Here is a 17,061-nt window from a genome sequence, read left to right as displayed (position 1 = left end):
GGAGGAAAAACGCCATTGTGCCCAAGCCATCAGGCCTCGAAGGCCTGGATGGGGTGGCGCGCATCTTCCAGCAGCCACAGGCGCTGGCGCGCGCGGGTCATGGCCACGTAGAGGCGGTTGCGCTCCACAAAGGCGAGGGCGTGCGGCACCGGCGCTGGAAAGCGGCCCGGTGCCAGAAAGGGAATGGCCACGGCCTCGAATTCCTGGCCCTTGGCCTGCTCGATGCTCAGGATCTGGAAATGCGCCGGCTGGCCGGTGTGCTGCAGCCGTTGCCGGCGCTGCACCATGCTGTCAATCTGCTGCAGCACCTGGGGCACGGTCAGCCCCGCCACCAAGTCGATGAAGCCCTGCACCCGGGTGCGCAGGCGCTGTGCCTCGGCGTGCGGCATGGGTGTGGCGGCAAACAGGCCCCAGACATCGGCCTGTTGCAGCAGGGCCTGGGCGTTGTCCTGCAGGGCCAGCGGCAGGTGCAGGAAGTTGCCGAAGGCGGCAAAGTTACGCCGGCCGCCTTGTGCGGTGTGCTCGCCGATCAGAAAGCGCCAAATGCCTTGCGGGTGCTGGTGCATCTGGGTGGCCATGGTTGGCAGGTCGCTGTCTTCCTGGCGCGTATCGACCCGGCCTTTGCCAAAGTACAGGGCCCCGTCGATGAAGCGCTCCAGAATCTGTGGCCCCAGCGGGCAGGGGCTGCTTTTCCAGTCGGGGGCCTGCAGGCCATGGGCGTACATCAGACCCAGCAATAGGGCCAGCTCGCGCTCTTCGTAAAAGTGCGGCAGGCCGTGCAGGCTGGCCACTTGGCCGGCGGCGGCCACGGCCCATTCCAGCGCGGCGGCCTCGTGCGGGTGGCGCAGGATCACCGTCAGCGGGGCAGGCGTGGCGCCGTCGCGCGCGCTCAGGCTGGCCTGGGCTTGCAGCAACTGGCGGATGCAATCGGCATCGTCCTGGTACGACCAGCGGTAGACCGTGCTGTAGCGCTTGGCGGAGGCCTGCATGCCCACGGGAAACCAGCGGTTGACCGCCTGGGCCACGGCCGGGCCAAAGCGGCGCGACTGGGTCAGCGGCAGGGTGGCCGTGGTCTGCGGCAGGAAGTCAGCCAGCTGGTGCAGCTGGTTGCGGAACACGGACCAGGCCTGGGTGTCGATGTGCTGGTTGAAGTCTCCGGCACCCAGAAAACGGGTGGCCGGGTCGTGCAGCAGGCGGCGCAAGACCGTCAGCGCGGCCAGGTCCAGGTCGTGCATTTCATCAAACAGCACCAGGTCATAGGGGGCGGGCAGGGCGGTGTCCTCTTCCTGGGCCAGGGCGTAGGTGCAGTCACCCTCGGCGTAATAGCGCACATCGCCGCAGGTATCCAGGCGCAGGCGCTCGTAGGCGCAGAAGATGCGCGCCAGCGTGTAGTCCAGCAGCTGCTCTTCGCAGAACGCGGCCAGATCGCCGCCGGCTTCCTGCACGCGCTGCAGCAGCAGGGACTTCTTGGCCGCGCGGTTGAAGGCCCAGAAGGCCTGCATGTCCACTTCCGCCGGCACGCTGATGCGCTCGTCGGGCTGGCGCTGCAGCTGGGCTTCCAGCTCCAGCAGTGCCTGCTGGGCCTGTTGGCGCAGCTCCACCGGGTCGGCCACAAAGCGCACGCCGGCATCGCGTTGGCGCAGGGTGCGGGCGCTCCAGCGCTCCAGTGTGGTGACCTGCAGCTGGCCGGGCACCTGGTGCACCAGCGCGCGCAGGCGGTGCTGGAAGGCCTGGACCCCGGCTCGCGAGTGGGCCAGCACCAGGATGCGGGCACCCGGCTGGGCGCGCAGGGCCTGCACCGCACAGCAGGCGAGGGTGGTGGTTTTGCCGGTGCCGGCCAGTGCGGCAATGATGGCCGAGCCTGCCTGGCTGTGGACGATGGCCTGCTGCTCCGTGGTAAGCATCAGGGGCTGGCCATAGTCTGTCGGGAAGGCATTGGTGCGTTGCATGGGCTGCAGCATACGTGAATCTGTACGTGCATACAGGGCTGTGCTGGGGCGGGCCACGGCGCAGCGTGCAGCCCGGGGGGCCTCAGCGTGGGGATTGCAGTACCGTGTGCAGGATGTAATCCCACTCCTCGGGCGTGACCGGGGTGATGGACAGGCGGTTGCCGCGCTGCAGCACGCGCATGTTGGCCAGCGCCGGGTGTTCGCGCAGTTCGGCGATCGACACGTAGCGCGTCTTGCGCAGCGCCTGCACGTCCAGCATCAGCCAGCGCGGCTGGTCGGGGGAGGACTTGGGGTCGTAGTAGGGATCGGCCGGGTCAAACTGGGTCGGGTCCACACGCAGATGGCCGGCAATGCGCGCAATGCCGTGGATGCCTGGGTCGGCGCAGCTGGAATGCCAGTACAGCACGCCGTCGCCGACCTGCATCTGGTCGCGCATGAAATTGCGCGCCTGGTAGTTGCGCACGCCGCTCCAGGGCATGAGCTGGCCAGGGGCGTTCAGGGCGTGATCGATGGAGTATTCGTCGGGCTCATTCTTCATGAGCCAGTAGTGCGGCGTCGTCATGGCGCTATTTAAGCATTGCAGGCCTGGCTGCGCCGGCATTCACGGTGGTGACCCTGGAGGCTGTGCCCCGGCCTGGACGGCCTGGGCCTGCTGCACCACCCGCACGCAGTCCTGGATGTGGCGCTCCCCCAAATAGCGCAGGGCGCCATAGCCCACGGCGGCGGCGATGGCCTGGCCGGCAAAGGGGATGAACTTGGCCAACTGCTTGCTGCCCATGCGCAGGCCCACGGTGCGCGCCAGGCGCAGGATCATCTGGCGCGTCAGCAGCTTGCCAATGAACACGGAGCCGACCATGGCCACGGCTTTTTGCACGTGCGCGCGCAGGTCGGGGTCCAGGGCGTCCAGCTGCTCGGGGCTGAGGCCGAAGTGCTCGCTGATCTGCGGCAGCAGCTTGGACAGCAAGGCGGCATCCACGGCCCAGTCCAGCCCCGGGATGGGCACGGCACTGACGGCCGCAGCCACCAGCGCCCGCTGGTGCAGCAGGGCCTGGCTGCGCTGCAGGGCCTGTTGCAGCGCCTGGGCATCGTGGGGCATGGCACCCAGCCGCGGCGGCGGGGCATCGGTGTGCATGGCGGTGCTCAGGACTTGCCTTTGCCGCGCACCAGGTTGTAGAGGAACAGCAGCACGACGGCGCCAATGATGGATGCGATCCAGCCGGCGCTGCTGCCGGCCGGGTACCAGCCCATGGCGGCGCCGGTATAGCTGGCCAGCATCGAGCCGACCACGCCCAGCACGATGGTCATTATCCAGCCCATGCTGTCATCGCCCGGTTTGAGGGCGCGGGCAATCAGGCCCACGATGAATCCGACCAACAAGGTTCCCAGCAAGGACATCATGGCCAAGTACTCCTAGAAAGCGTTGAGAAGCTGCCACTCTAGAGGGCTGCAGGGGCGCCAGGCGTCGGACAAGACCCCCTTGTCCGGCGCACGCCGCCATGCCAGGTGCCAGCGCCCTTCAGTGCGCCAGGCTGTGTGCGCGCAGTGCCGCCTGCTGTTGCACATGCCGGGCAAAGTGCTGTAGCAACTGGGCGGCTTGCGGCGTGTCGTCGCAATGCGGGCGGCCGCGGCCGGTGCGCGGCCAGGCTGTGGGCGGGATGTGGTCGATGTAGGCCTGCATGGCGGCAGCACTGAATTCCGGGTGGAACTGCACGCCCCAGACGTTGTGGCGCCAGCGGAAAGCGTGGTGCGCTTCGTGCGAGTTGCCGGCCAGCACGCGGGCATCAGGCGGTAGCCGGCGCACGCTCTGGTAGTGCACGGCTTGGGCCTCAAAGCAGCCGGGCATGTGCCGCCACAGCGGGTCGTGGCTGACATCGGCCTGCACGGCAACGGGGATGGTGCCCAGTTCCAGGCCTGCGGGATGGGGACCGACCTCACCGCCCAGCAGGTGCGCCAAGATCTGGTGGCCAAAGCAGATGCCCAGCACGGGCACACCGGCGTCGCACACGGGTCGCAGCCAGCTCTGCAGGTCCTGCATCCAGGGGGCGTGGTCGGTGACCATGGCGTGCGAGCCGCTGATCACCACGCCGGCGCAGTCCGTCGCCTCGGGGTAGTGCAGGGTCGCATAGCGGCAGCTGGGGGCATGGATCACGGCCAGCCGCAGCCGCTCGGCCGGCAACAGCTCCGGCGGGTGCAGTCCTTCGGCAATCCACTGCTCAAAATCCCCCAGCGACTGGGCGATGTGGTCAAAGGTGCTGCCGGTCTTGACGATGTAGAGCGTGGGCATGGGCGTGAGGCGGGGTCAAACGGTGCAAAAAACAAGCAAGTTATGCGCCAGAGCAGAGCTTGGACTGAGGTTTAACGCATAACTGGCTGCGCAGGGTCCATCGTGGGAGGAGAATGTCGCCCTTGCGTTTGGCGAGGGTGGCGTTGGGCGGCCCGGCTGCGCAGTGACTCAATTAAAGAAAAACACGGTATGCAACAACTGACTGAATGGCTCCAGGCCTTGAACGGATGGGTCTGGGGCGTTCCCATGATCGTGCTGATCCTGGGAACGGGTTTTTACCTGCAACTGCGCCTGGGCCTGATGCCTTTGCGCAATATTGGCTACGGTTTCCGGATGATCTGGAAGAGCCGCTCGGTGGACGACCAGCAGCACGGCGACATTTCTCCCTATGCCGCCTTGATGACGGCCCTGTCGGCCACGGTGGGGACCGGCAATATCGCCGGTGTGGCCACGGCCATTGCCGTCGGTGGCCCCGGTGCCGTGTTCTGGATGTGGATGACGGCGCTGGTCGGCATGGCCACCAAGTACGCTGAGGTGGTGGTGGCGGTGAAGTACCGCGAGAAGAATGCCAAGGGCCAGTGGGTGGGCGGCCCCATGTATGCGATCAAGAACGGCCTGGGTCCACGCTGGCGTTGGCTGGCCACGGCCTTTGCCGTGTTCGGCGGCTTTGCCGGCTTCGGGATTGGCGCCATGGTGCAGGCCAACGGCATTTCCTCGGCCATGCATGGCGCCTTCGGCCTGGACACGTGGATCACCGGCCTGGTGGTGGCGGCGCTGACGGCGGCGGTGGTGCTGGGCGGCATCCAGCGCATCGGTGCGGTGGCGGAAAAGCTGGTGCCCTCGATGTGCGTGGTCTACATCGTCTGCGTGCTGTGGGTGCTGGCGCATTTCCACGCGCAGATCCCGGGCGCGCTGGTGTTGATCGTCGAGCAGGCCTTCAACCCCACGGCGGCCGTGGGCGGCTTTGCCGGCTCGACCGTGCTGATGGCCATCCGCATGGGTGTGGCGCGCGGCATTTTCTCGAACGAGGCGGGCCTGGGCACAGCCGGTATCGCGCAGGCGGCCGGCAAGAGCAACGACCCCGTGTTCTCCGGCGTGGTCGGCATGATGGGCACCTTCATCGACACCATCATCGTTTGCACCATGACCGGCCTGGCCATCGTGGTCAGCGGCGTGTGGGACAGCGGCGCCAGCGGCGCACTGCTGAGTACGCAGAGTTTCGAGGCGGCCATGCCCGGCGTGGGCAAGTACCTGTTGGCGATCTCGCTGGCGCTGTTTGCCTTCACCACCATCCTGGGCTGGGCCTATTACGGCGAGAAGTGCTGGAACTACCTGGTCGGCCCAGTGTGCGAGAAGCCGTTCCGACTTCTGTGGGTGCTGGGGGTGTTCGTGGGCGCCGTGGTCACGCTGGACGTGGCATGGCTGGTGGCCGATACGCTGAACGCGCTGATGGCGATCCCCAACCTGATTTCGCTGTTGCTGCTGTCGCCGGTGGTGGCGCGGCTGACCCGCGAGTATTTTGCGGCGCGCAAGGCCGGGGAGCGCCACTGAGTGGTCTGGGGCTGCGCAGTGGTGCAGACCCCTAAAAAATGAGCGGTTCGCGCTGTAGCCATGGAGTTTTCAGGTTGAAAAGCACCTGAAAACTTGTGAATACCAGCGCCAACCGCTCTTTTTTTATGTGCCAGGTGCCGGCACTAGGCCGCGGCAGTGGTGTCGTCGCCGAAGTAGGCGCGCAAATGCTGCAGGGCATTCGGGTGCTTCATGCCGGCGCGCTGCAGGACCTCTTCCACGCTGCAGCCCGCATCCAGCCACTGCACCAGCACGGTGTTGCGCAGCACTTGTGGGCCCATGCGCGCGGGCTCGGGCAGGTCGTGGCGCTGGGCGGCCTGCTGCAAGGTCTTGGTCACCAGGTGCAGCAAGGTGTGGTTGGACAGCTGTGGCGCCTTGCGCGTGCAGAACAGGGCGCTTTGCCCCTGCATGGCGTGGTAGCCGGCGCGTGCCTGCAGCCAAGCGCTGAGTGCGCTGTGCAAGTGGGCCGACACCGGCAGGCTGCGCGATTGGCGGTCGCGCTGCCCCACCACATCGATGGCCTCGATCACGCGCGGCGTGCCGTCGCTCCAGCGCAGGTGACCAATTTCCAGCAGGCGCACTTCCTCGGGCGTCAGGCCCAGCTCCATCAACAGCACCAGCACGGCGCGGTCGCGGCTGCTGACCAGGTCGTCCGGGGCCGGCAGCTGGCGCTGCAACGCGTGCCACATGCGCGGCGACAGGATGGCGCCCTTGGGGTCTTCGCTGGGCGGCATGTCCTGGGCGGTGATGCCCTGGGCCGGATTGCTGCGGATCCAGCCTTGCAGCAGGGCATGGTCGTAGACGCGGTCCAGCACGCGCCAGTAGCGGCGGCGCGTGATGTCGCTGGGCTGGGCCTGCTTGGGGCTTTGCGGGCTGTGGTTGATGAAGTCCAGCACCTGCACGGCGCTGGCGTGGGCCCAGGCCAGCTCGTCCCCCGCCGCGTGGCCGGCCAGAAAGCGCAGCCACGATTGCCAGATGAAGCTGTAGGGCTTGGCCGCCTCGGGGCTCAGGGGCGACCAGGGGTTCTGGCCGCAGTGCAGCAGCCAGTGGTCAAACACGTGCTCGCCGCGCAAGGGCAGCAGCGCAGGGGCCGGTGGGGGCGGGGCAATCAGGTCGGGCATTCAGGGCAAGCAAACAGGCGGCGGGCCGCGGGGGGGCGCCCGGCAGCCCGGGCGACTCAGGGATTTTCCTTGATCTGCGCCGCATTGGCGGGCGTGGGCGGTGGGCTGGCGGGCAGCGGCTGCAGGTCGGCACAGGCGCGCTCCACCAGCTCGGCCGCGGTGCCCAAGGGCACCAGGGTGCAACTGCAGCCCAGCTGCAGCGACTGGATGCCGTAGGGCTGGCATAGCTGCTGTGCCTCCACCAGGGTCTGGGCCAGGCGCTGGGTCATGTGCAGCCAGGCGGCGGGGTCCTGGATGCCCGGCAGGGCCAGCGCCAGCTGGTGGTCTTGCCAGCGTGCCAGTGTGTCGGGGCTGCGCAGCTGCTGGGGCAGCCATTGCGCCAGCCAGGCCATGGCTGCGTCGTGGTTGGCTGCGGTGGGCTGGGTGGCGGGGCTGGCCTGCGGGCACAGCTGGACGATGGCCACCCCCAGAAAGGTCGATTTGCGCTGGCTGTGCTGCAGCTGGCTGCCCAGGCGCGCCATGAACAGCTGCGGGTTGGGCAGGCCGGTGGCCGCGTCGTGCAGGGCATCGTGCGGCAGCTGGGCTTCCAGACCGGGGCGCTCGGTCACGTCGCTGGCCACGGCAATGAAATGGTGGGGGCGTTGCAGTTCGTTGAGCACCGGCGAGATCGACAGCCGCAGTACCCAGGCGCTGCTGTCGCGGCGCGTGAGCGTGATCTCGTCCTGCCAGTAATGCGCGGTGGCCACGGTTTTCCAGAGTTTGCCGGTGTCCGGTGGCAGGTCGGCATCCTCGTAGAGCGCCTCCAGTGGCTTGCCGATGCAGCTGTCACGGGTTTGCTCCATCAGGCGCAGAAAGGCGGGATTGGCTTCGGAGATGTTGTGGTTGGCGTCCACGATCGCCACCCCTTCGCGCACGTGCTGGAACACGCTGGCGGCAATGCGCAGCTGCGCATCGGTGCGCTTGCGCTCGGAGATGTCCTGCAGATAGCCAACAAAAATGGTGCCCGATGGGGTCTGGGCCTTGCCGATGGTCAGCTCGATGGGAATCAGGCGCCCGTCCTTGCGCAGGCCCAGCACCTCGCGGCTGTGGGCGCCGATGGGTTTGTCGGGCTGGTTGGTGTGCTTTTGCACATGGGCATCGTGCTGCTCCGCCAGGGGGGAGGGCATCAGCATCGACACATTGCGGCCCAGCACCTCGTCCCGGCTGTAGCCAAAGATCTGCTGCGCCGCGGGGTTGAAGTCCTGCACCAGTCCGTGGGCGTTGATGGTGATCACGCCGTGGCTGGCGGTGTTGATCATGGCCGCCAGCCGTGCGTCGCGGATGGCCACGGCCTGCCACAGGTCGCGGTAGCGCAGGATGGTGCTGGCCAGTCCCAGCACCACCACCACCAGCAAGCTCACAAAGGCCACGATCAGGGCCAGGGTCTCGGGCATCAGCTGGGGCTCTGCGGCGGGATGCACGGTCGCATGCTCCAGGCGCAGCGACAGCATGGAGAGGTAATGCATGCTGGCCATGGCCGCCGTCAACAGGGCCGCGGGGGCGCAGCACCAGGGCCCCCGCGTGGGCGGTGCCTGGGTGCGCAGGCGGCGGTGCAGCGCAAACGCGGCCACGGAAAACACCAGTCCGGTCAGCAGCGACAGCAGAAACAGGGGGCCGTCGAACCGCAGGTGCCCGGGCAGGTCCATGGCGGCAATCCCGCTGTAGTGCATGGTGGCAATCCCCAGGCCCACTAGGCAGCCGCTGGCGACCAGCCGGGCGTTCGTGGGGCGGAGGCCTTGCAGCGACCACATTGCCAGCCACGCCGCCGCCAGGCCCGGCAGGATGGACAGGGCGGTCCACTGCGGGTTGTAGCTGACGGCCGGGTGCAGTTCCATGGCCAGCATGCCGATGAAGTGCATGGCCCAGATGCCCAGACCCAGCACCAGGCTGGCGCACAGCAGGGCCAGGTGCTGGTGGCGGGGACTGCTGGCCTGCCGATTGGTCTGGGCGATGTAGAAGGCGGCACAGCTGCTGGTGAAGGCCACCGCCAGCGACAAGGCCACCAGACTGCCGTCATGGCTGGCCGACTGCCAGTCGGCAGCCATGGAGGAAGCGTCAAAGATCAGGAGATCCAGCATGGTGAGAGGCCTCGGGTGTCATGGTCGTGGCAGATGACGGACTCTTGAATCTACATTACATATGGCGTCTATCCATCCCACAAATCGATCGCACACAAACACACCTGGAAACAATAGGGCAATTTCTGCGGTCTGCCATGGTTTTTCCAGGGAAATCGGTCATGCGGCGGGCAGGGGTTGGTTTTTGGCTGCAGCCAGCCCATTCGCAAAGTGCGTGTGCATGGCCTGCCGTGCCGCAGCGGGGTTGCGCTGGGCCAGGGCCTGCACGATGGCAGCATGTTCCTGCAGGCTGTCCTCGATGCGCCCCCGTTTGAAAAGGGATTGGTGGCGATTGAGCTTCATCACCTTGCGCAGGTCGGCCACCACCTGGGACAGGAAGCGGTTGTCGCACAGGGCCAGCAGCTGCATGTGGAAGGCCTCGTTCACGCGGAAGAACTGGTCGGCATCGGCGACCGCGGCTTCCAGTTCCTGGTGCAGCCGCTGCAGTTGCTCAAGCTGCGCAGCCGTGGCCTGTTCGGCCACGGTGGCCGCAGCATCGCTTTCCAGCAGGGACAGCAGGTGATAGACATCGCGCAGGTCTTTCTCCGACACTTCCGTCACATAGGCACCGCGCCGCACCTTCATGGTGACCAGGCCTTCGGCGGCCAGCACCTTCAGTGCCTCGCGCAGGGGGGTGCGGCTGATGCCGAAGGCCTCGGCCATCTTCATCTCGTCGATCCAGCTGCCGGGCTCCAGCTCGCGGCTGTAGATGCGCTGCCGAATCAATTCGGCCACCTCGACGTACAGCGGTTTGGGCGTGAGCAGGGTGGTGGTGTCCGTCATGGATGTATTAGGGCTAACCCCATAAGTTTCGTCATGGTTATGAATCAATAATTATGAATCACGAAAAGTTCCGGAGAACTGGCGTTTTCCAGAACATGACCATCACGGAGATTGTTTTACCCATGGGCATCGATGCAAAGCAAGGCCAAGCGGCGGCCACAGGAACTCCCGAGGAATTTCCCACCGCCAGCCTGACGGACTGGGAGAAGGCGGCCAGCAAGGCGGCCCCCCAGGGGGATCTGCGCAACCTGAACTGGGTCACGCCGGACGGTATCGAGGTCAAACCCTTGTACACCGCGGCCGACACGGCCGATCTGCCCTATGCCAACACCTTGCCGGGTTTTGCCCCCTACATCCGTGGCCCCCAGGCCACCATGTACGCCGGCCGCCCCTGGACCATCCGCCAGTACGCCGGGTTCTCGACGGCCGAGGAATCGAATGCCTTTTACCGCAAGGCGCTGGCGGCCGGTGGACAGGGCGTGTCCGTGGCGTTCGACCTGGCCACGCACCGCGGCTATGACTCCGACCATCCGCGTGTGACGGGCGACGTGGGCAAGGCCGGCGTGGCCATCGACTCGGTCGAGGACATGAAGGTGCTGTTCGACCAGATCCCGCTGGACAAGGTCTCGGTCTCCATGACCATGAATGGCGCCGTGCTGCCCGTGCTGGCCGGCTATGTGGTGGCGGCGGAAGAGCAGGGCGTGAGCCAGGACAAGCTGTCCGGAACCATTCAGAACGACATTCTGAAAGAGTTCATGGTGCGCAACACCTACATCTACCCGCCCCAGCCATCGATGAAGATCATCGGCGACATCATCGAGTACACGGCCAAGCACATGCCGAAGTTCAACTCGATCTCGATCTCGGGCTATCACATGCAGGAAGCCGGGGCCAACCAGGCGCTGGAGCTGGCCTTCACCCTGGCCGATGGCAAGGAATATGTGAAGACCGCGATCGCCAAGGGCATGGACGTGGACGAATTCGCCGGCCGCCTGTCCTTCTTCTGGGCCATCGGCATGAACTTCTACCTGGAAGTGGCCAAGATGCGCGCGGCGCGCCTGCTGTGGTGCCGCATCATGCAGGGCTTCAACGCCAAGAACCCCAAGAGCCTGATGCTGCGCACGCACTGCCAGACCTCGGGCTGGTCGCTGACCGAGCAGGATCCCTACAACAACGTGGTGCGCACCACCATCGAAGCCATGGCGGCCGTGTTCGGCGGCACCCAGTCGCTGCACACCAATGCGCTGGATGAAGCCATCGCGCTGCCCACCGAGTTCTCGGCGCGCATCGCCCGCAACACGCAGCTGATCATCCAGGAAGAGACCCACATCACCAACGTGATCGATCCCTGGGCCGGCTCCTACATGATGGAAAAGCTGACCCAGGACATGGCCGACAAGGCCTGGGCCATCATCGAAGAGGTCGACGCCATGGGCGGCATGACCCAGGCGGTGGACAGCGGCTGGGCCAAGCTCAAGATCGAAGCCGCAGCCGCCGAGAAGCAGGCCCGCATCGACTCCGGCAAGGAAGTCATCGTCGGCGTCAACAAGTACAAGCTGGCCAAGGAAGACCCCATCGAAATCCTGGACGTGGACAACGTCAAGGTGCGCGACAGCCAGATTGCCCGCCTCAAGGATTTGAAGCAAAAACGCGATGCAGCCAAGGTGCAGCAAGCGCTGGATGCTCTCACAACTGCAGCGCAGACCGGCGAGGGCAACCTGCTGGATCTGGCCATCCAGGCCGTGCGTCTGCGCGCCACGGTGGGCGAGGTCTCCGACGCCCTGGAAAAAATCTTCGGCCGCCACCGCGCCGATACGCAAAAGGTGACCGGTGTGTACGCTGCCGCTTACGACTCGGCCGAAGGCTGGGAAAAGCTCAAGTCCGAAATCGACGCCGCCGCCGAGCTGCTGGGCCGCCGCCCCCGCGTGATGATCGCCAAGCTGGGCCAGGATGGCCATGATCGCGGCGCCAAGGTGGTGGCCACGGCCTTTGCCGACCTGGGTTATGACGTAGACATGGGCCCGCTGTTCCAGACCCCCGAGGAATGCGCCCGCCAGGCCATCGAGAACGACGTGCACGCCGTGGGCGTCTCCACGCTGGCCGCCGGCCACAAGACCCTGGTGCCCGCCATCATCCAGGCGCTCAAGGAGCAGGGCGCGGACGACATCATCGTCTTCGTGGGCGGGGTCGTGCCGGCCCAGGACTACGACTTCCTCTACAACGCGGGCGTCAAGGGCGTGTATGGCCCCGGCACCCCGATTCCGGCCAGCGCCAAGCATGTGCTGGAACAGATCAAGAAGGCGAATGCGCTGTAACCATCCCTGGTCCGTTCGACGAAAAAGAGGACAGCGCGCGTGACGCCTGAGCAAATTCAACACGGCATCCTGCAGGGCAACCCTGCGGTGCAGCGCCGGGCCATGGCCAAGGCCATCACCTTGCTGGAATCGACCCGCCCCGACCACCGGGTGCAGGCCGATGCCTTGCTGACCGGCTTGCTGCCGCACACCGGCCAGGCCTTGCGCTTGGGCATCAGCGGTGTGCCGGGGGTGGGCAAGTCCACCTTCATCGAGGCCCTGGGCCTGTTCCTGACGCGCCAGGGGCACCGGGTCGCGGTGCTGGCCATCGACCCGTCGTCCACCGTGTCCGGCGGTTCCATCCTGGGCGACAAGACCCGCATGGAGCAGTTGTCCGTGGACCCGAACGCCTACATCCGGCCCAGCCCGTCCAGCGGCACCCTGGGTGGCGTGGCCGAGAAGACCCGCGAAGCCATGCTGGTCTGCGAGGCCGCGGGCTACGACGTGGTGATCGTCGAAACCGTGGGCGTGGGCCAGAGCGAGATCGCCGTGCATGGCATGACCGACATGTACTGCGTGCTGCAGCTGCCCAATGCCGGCGATGACCTGCAGGCCATCAAGAAGGGCGTGATGGAGCGCGCCGACCTGGTGGTGATCAACAAGGCCGACATCGACCCGCACGCCGCCACCCGTGCCCAGGCCCAGATCACGTCCAGCCTGCGCCTGCTGGGCATGCACGGCCACCCCGAACACGCGGCCCACAACGAGCAGCTGTGGCAGCCCCGGGTGCTGCAGCTCAGCGCGCTGAAGGCCGAGGGGGTGGAGCAGTTCTGGCAGTCCGTGCAGGATTTCCGCCAGCTGCAGACCGCCAACGGCCGGCTGGCGCGCCGGCGCGAGCAGCAATCCCTGGCGTGGATGTGGGAGCGCATCGACGCCGGGCTCAAACAAGCCTTCCAGCAGCACCCCAAGGTCCAGGCCTTGCTGCCGCAGGTGGTCGGCGAGGTGTCCAGCGGCCGCCTGGCCGCCAGCACCGCCGCGCGCCAGTTGCTGGCGGCGCAGGCAGGTCCGTGAGAGCATGCGCTGCGGCCAGAGATTCTTGAATCCACATTACATGTAATTGAAATACCGTCCCAACAAGGAACCGAGGAAGACAAGCATGGAACAAGCTGACAACATCCTCCAGCAACTGGAGAAGAAACGTGAACTCGCCCGTCTGGGAGGCGGCCAAAAGCGCATTGATGCCCAGCACAAGAAGGGCAAGCTCACCGCCCGTGAGCGCATCGAGCTGCTGCTGGACGATGGCACCTTCGAAGAATGGGACATGTTCGTCGAGCACCGCTGCACCGACTTCGGCATGGAGAACACCAAGATCCCCGGCGACGGCGTCGTGACCGGCTACGGCATGATCAACGGCCGTCTGGTGTTCGTGTTCAGCCAGGATTTCACCGTGTTCGGCGGTGCGCTGTCCGAAACCCATGCCGAGAAGATTTGCAAGGTCATGGACCAGGCGATGAAGGTCGGCGCCCCCGTGATCGGCCTCAACGACTCGGGCGGCGCCCGCATCCAGGAGGGCGTGGCCTCGCTGGGCGGCTATGCCGACGTGTTCCAGAAGAACGTGCTGGCCAGCGGCGTGGTGCCGCAAATCTCCATGATCATGGGCCCCTGCGCTGGTGGCGCCGTGTACTCGCCGGCCATGACCGACTTCATCTTCATGGTCAAGGACAGCAGCTACATGTTCGTGACCGGCCCCGAGGTGGTCAAGACCGTGACGCACGAGGAAGTCACGGCCGAGGAACTGGGCGGTGCCGTCACCCACACCAGCAAGAGCGGCGTGGCCGACATGGCCTTCGACAACGACGTCGAGGCGCTGATGATGCTGCGCCGCCTGTACAACTACCTGCCCTTGAACAACAAGGAAAAGGCACCCATCCGCAGCACCACCGACCCCGTGGGCCGCGCCGACAAGTCGCTGGACAGCCTGGTGCCCGAGAACCCCAACAAGCCCTACGACATGAAGGAGCTGATCCTCAAGACCGTGGACGATGGCGACTTCTTCGAGCTGCAACCCGACTACGCCAAGAACATCCTCATCGGTTTTGCGCGCATGGCCGGGCAGACCGTGGGCATCGTGGCCAACCAGCCCCTGGTGCTGGCCGGCTGCCTGGACATCAAGTCGTCCATCAAGGCGGCGCGCTTCGTGCGCTTTTGCGATGCCTTCAACATCCCCGTCATCACCTTTGTCGACGTGCCCGGCTTCATGCCCGGCACCAGCCAGGAGTACGGCGGCATCATCAAGCACGGCGCCAAGCTGCTGTACGCGTATGCCGAAGCCACGGTGCCCAAGATCACCGTCATCACGCGCAAGGCCTACGGCGGCGCCTACGACGTGATGGCCTCCAAGCACCTGCGCGGCGACGTCAACCTGGCCTGGCCCAACGCCGAGATCGCCGTGATGGGCGCCAAGGGGGCGGTGGAGATCATCTTCCGCGAGGACAAGAACGATCCCGCCAAGCTGGCCGCCCGCGAGGCCGAGTACAAGGCCCGCTTTGCCAACCCGTTTGTGGCCGGTGCCCGTGGCTTCATTGACGACGTGATCCAGCCGCACGAGACGCGCAAGCGCATCTGCCGCTCGCTGGAGATGCTCAAGAACAAGGAGTTGGAGAACCCCTGGCGCAAGCACGGAAACATCCCTTTGTGAGCACAACAAGAACAACCAGGAGATCGCACACCATGTTTACCAAGATCCTGATCGCCAACCGCGGCGAAATTGCCTGCCGCGTCATCGCCACCGCCCAGAAGATGGGGATTGCCACCGTCGCCGTCTATTCCGACGCCGACAAGGAAGCGCGCCACGTCAAGCTGGCCGACGAGGCCGTGCACATCGGCGCCGCGCCCAGCCGCGAGTCCTACCTGGTGGCCGACCGCATCATTGCCGCCGCCAAGCAGACCGGTGCCCAGGCCATCCACCCTGGCTACGGCTTTCTGAGCGAGAACGAGGCCTTCGCCAAGCGCTGCGAGGACGAGGGCATTGCCTTCATCGGCCCCAAGGCGCACTCGATTGCCGCCATGGGCGACAAGATCGCCTCCAAGAAGCTGGCCAACGAGGCCCAGGTCAACATCATCCCCGGGTACAACGACCCCATCGCCGGCCCCGAGCAGGCGGTGGAGATCGCCAAGGGCATCGGCTACCCCGTGATGATCAAGGCCTCGGCCGGCGGCGGCGGCAAGGGCCTGCGCGTGGCCTTCACCGACAAGGAAGCCTTCGAAGGCTTTGCGTCGTGCCAGAACGAGGCGCGCAACAGCTTTGGCGACGACCGCATCTTCATCGAGAAGTTTGTCGAGCAGCCGCGCCACATCGAAATCCAGATCCTGGGTGACAGCCACGGCAACGTCATCTACCTGAACGAGCGCGAATGCTCCATCCAGCGCCGCCACCAGAAGGTGATCGAAGAGGCGCCCAGCCCCTTCATCAGCGACGCCACACGCAAGGCCATGGGCGAGCAGGCCGTGGCCCTGGCCAAGGCCGTGCAGTACCAGTCGGCCGGCACGGTGGAATTTGTGGTTGGCAAGAACCAGGACTTCTACTTCCTGGAGATGAACACCCGCCTGCAGGTGGAGCACCCCGTGACCGAGTGCATCACCGGCCTGGACCTGGTGGAGCAGATGATCCGCGTGGCCGCCGGCGAGGCACTGACGATCCGCCAGGAAGACGTCAAGCGCGACGGCTGGGCCATGGAGTGCCGCATCAACGCCGAAGACCCGTTCCGCAACTTCCTGCCTTCCACCGGCCGCCTGGTGCGCTTCAACCCGCCCGAGCAGAGCATGTGGCAGGGCGACACCGCGCACCTGCACGGTGTGCGCGTGGACACCGGGGTGTACGAGGGCGGCGAGATCCCGATGTTCTACGACTCGATGATTGCCAAGCTCATCGTGCACGGCAAGGACCGCGCCGAGGCGATCGCCAAGATGCGCGAAGCCCTGAACGGCTTTGTCATCCGTGGCATCAGCTCCAACATCCCGTTCCAGGCGGCGCTGCTGGCGCACCCCAAGTTCCAGAGCGGCGACTTCAACACCGGCTTCATCGCCGAGCACTATGCGCACGGCTTCAACAGCAGCGACGTGCCACACAGCGACCCGGACTTCCTGGTGGCCCTGGCCGCCCATATGAACCGCCGCTACCGCGCGCGCGCCTCCACCATCAGCGGCCAGATGCGTGGCCACGAGGTGGTGGTCTCGGCCGACTACACCGTGGTCGTGCTGGGCGCCGAAGGGCAGAGCCAGCATCACCCCGTGACCGTGAGCGACTTCGAGTACGACAGCCGCAAGAGCACGGTCACGCTGAACGGCAAGCGCTATGAGTTCCAGAGCTTCAGCGCCATGCGCGAGCTGCGCCTGCAAGGCAGCTGCAACGGCCAGCCCTTCACCGTCCAGGTGGAGCGCGGCACGCCCAAGAACCCGCTGGCCCTGCGCATCACGCACAACGGCACGCAGATCGACGCCATGGTGCTGTCGCCCCGGGGCGCCCAGCTGCACCAGCTGATGCCCTACAAGGCGCCGCCCGATCTGTCCAAGTTCCTGCTCTCGCCCATGCCCGGCCTGCTGGTGGATGTGGCCGTGCAGGTCGGCCAGAAGGTGCAGGCCGGCGAAAAGCTGGCCGTGATCGAGGCCATGAAGATGGAAAACATCCTGTTCGCCACGCAGGATGGGGTGGTCAGCAAGGTCAGCGCCGGCAAGGGCGATTCCCTGGCCGTGGACGACGTGATCCTCGAATTCGAGTGATGCGTGGGTATGGGCCCCGGTGCGCGGCGCCGACATGGCGGCTTGCGCCTGCGCACCGGGGCTGACAGGCAGGGCCCGCATGGCTTAGGCTGTGCGGGTTTTTCCTTCTCTGACCATTTATGCCAA

At 66.1% G+C, this 17,061-nt stretch carries 13 protein-coding genes; 5 read left to right on the top strand and 8 right to left on the bottom strand.

Going from position 1 to position 17,061, the window contains the following annotated elements; genetic code table 11:
• Positions 1-29 precede the first annotated feature (29 nt).
• The 5 genes from FYM52_RS13155 to FYM52_RS13135 form a co-directional block, all read right to left on the bottom strand.
• Positions 30-1,949: a UvrD-helicase domain-containing protein gene (locus FYM52_RS13155; RefSeq protein ID WP_154164422.1), complete on the bottom strand. Its 1,920-nt coding sequence runs from the start codon at positions 1,947-1,949 to the stop codon at positions 30-32.
• 82 nt (positions 1,950-2,031) lie between these two features.
• On the bottom strand, positions 2,032-2,511 hold the full coding sequence (locus tag FYM52_RS13150; protein ID WP_042419193.1) for an EVE domain-containing protein: 480 nt from the start codon (positions 2,509-2,511) through the stop codon (positions 2,032-2,034).
• 39 nt (positions 2,512-2,550) lie between these two features.
• A complete protein-coding gene (locus FYM52_RS13145) occupies positions 2,551-3,081 on the bottom strand; it encodes a hypothetical protein (RefSeq protein ID WP_238826208.1) in 531 nt (176 codons plus the stop codon).
• 8 nt (positions 3,082-3,089) lie between these two features.
• Complete coding sequence (locus FYM52_RS13140; RefSeq protein ID WP_045266817.1) at positions 3,090-3,347, bottom strand: GlsB/YeaQ/YmgE family stress response membrane protein; 258 nt, start codon at positions 3,345-3,347, stop codon at positions 3,090-3,092.
• A gap of 118 nt (positions 3,348-3,465) precedes the next feature.
• Positions 3,466-4,233 carry a glutamine amidotransferase gene (locus FYM52_RS13135; RefSeq protein WP_154164421.1) on the bottom strand — a complete coding sequence of 256 codons (768 nt, stop codon included), beginning with the start codon at positions 4,231-4,233 and terminating at the stop codon, positions 3,466-3,468.
• Positions 4,234-4,422: 189 nt separating this feature from the next.
• Here FYM52_RS13135 and FYM52_RS13130 point away from each other — a divergent pair, with 189 nt between their 5' ends.
• Entirely contained in the window at positions 4,423-5,784 is a 1,362-nt protein-coding gene (locus FYM52_RS13130; protein ID WP_154164420.1) for a sodium:alanine symporter family protein, read from the top strand.
• A gap of 143 nt (positions 5,785-5,927) precedes the next feature.
• Here FYM52_RS13130 and xerC read toward each other — a convergent pair whose 3' ends face one another.
• The 3 genes from xerC to FYM52_RS13115 form a co-directional block, all read right to left on the bottom strand.
• Positions 5,928-6,923, bottom strand: a complete 996-nt coding sequence (gene xerC / locus FYM52_RS13125; protein WP_154164419.1) for a tyrosine recombinase XerC — start codon at positions 6,921-6,923, stop codon at positions 5,928-5,930.
• 56 nt (positions 6,924-6,979) lie between these two features.
• Positions 6,980-9,040: an MHYT domain-containing protein gene (locus FYM52_RS13120; protein WP_154164418.1), complete on the bottom strand. Its 2,061-nt coding sequence runs from the start codon at positions 9,038-9,040 to the stop codon at positions 6,980-6,982.
• Between the two features lie 159 nt (positions 9,041-9,199).
• Positions 9,200-9,862: a GntR family transcriptional regulator gene (locus FYM52_RS13115; protein ID WP_042419176.1), complete on the bottom strand. Its 663-nt coding sequence runs from the start codon at positions 9,860-9,862 to the stop codon at positions 9,200-9,202.
• Between the two features lie 122 nt (positions 9,863-9,984).
• On the opposite strand from FYM52_RS13115, the gene scpA reads away from it, so the two are divergent.
• From scpA to FYM52_RS13095, 4 genes are all read left to right on the top strand, one after another.
• Positions 9,985-12,177, top strand: a complete 2,193-nt coding sequence (gene scpA / locus FYM52_RS13110; protein ID WP_154164417.1) for a methylmalonyl-CoA mutase — start codon at positions 9,985-9,987, stop codon at positions 12,175-12,177.
• A gap of 39 nt (positions 12,178-12,216) precedes the next feature.
• Entirely contained in the window at positions 12,217-13,227 is a 1,011-nt protein-coding gene (gene meaB, locus FYM52_RS13105; RefSeq protein WP_179954951.1) for a methylmalonyl Co-A mutase-associated GTPase MeaB, read from the top strand.
• Positions 13,228-13,312: 85 nt separating this feature from the next.
• A complete protein-coding gene (locus FYM52_RS13100; RefSeq protein ID WP_042419169.1) occupies positions 13,313-14,854 on the top strand; it encodes an acyl-CoA carboxylase subunit beta in 1,542 nt (513 codons plus the stop codon).
• A gap of 32 nt (positions 14,855-14,886) precedes the next feature.
• Positions 14,887-16,935, top strand: coding sequence for an acetyl/propionyl/methylcrotonyl-CoA carboxylase subunit alpha (locus FYM52_RS13095; protein ID WP_154164415.1), 2,049 nt, complete (start codon positions 14,887-14,889; stop codon positions 16,933-16,935).
• The last annotated feature ends 126 nt before the right edge of the window (positions 16,936-17,061 follow it).

The organism is Comamonas sp. CAH-2, from assembly GCF_009668305.1.
Classification (GTDB): domain Bacteria; phylum Pseudomonadota; class Gammaproteobacteria; order Burkholderiales; family Burkholderiaceae_C; genus Comamonas; species Comamonas aquatica.
This window is presented reverse-complemented; position numbering and strand designations above follow the sequence as displayed.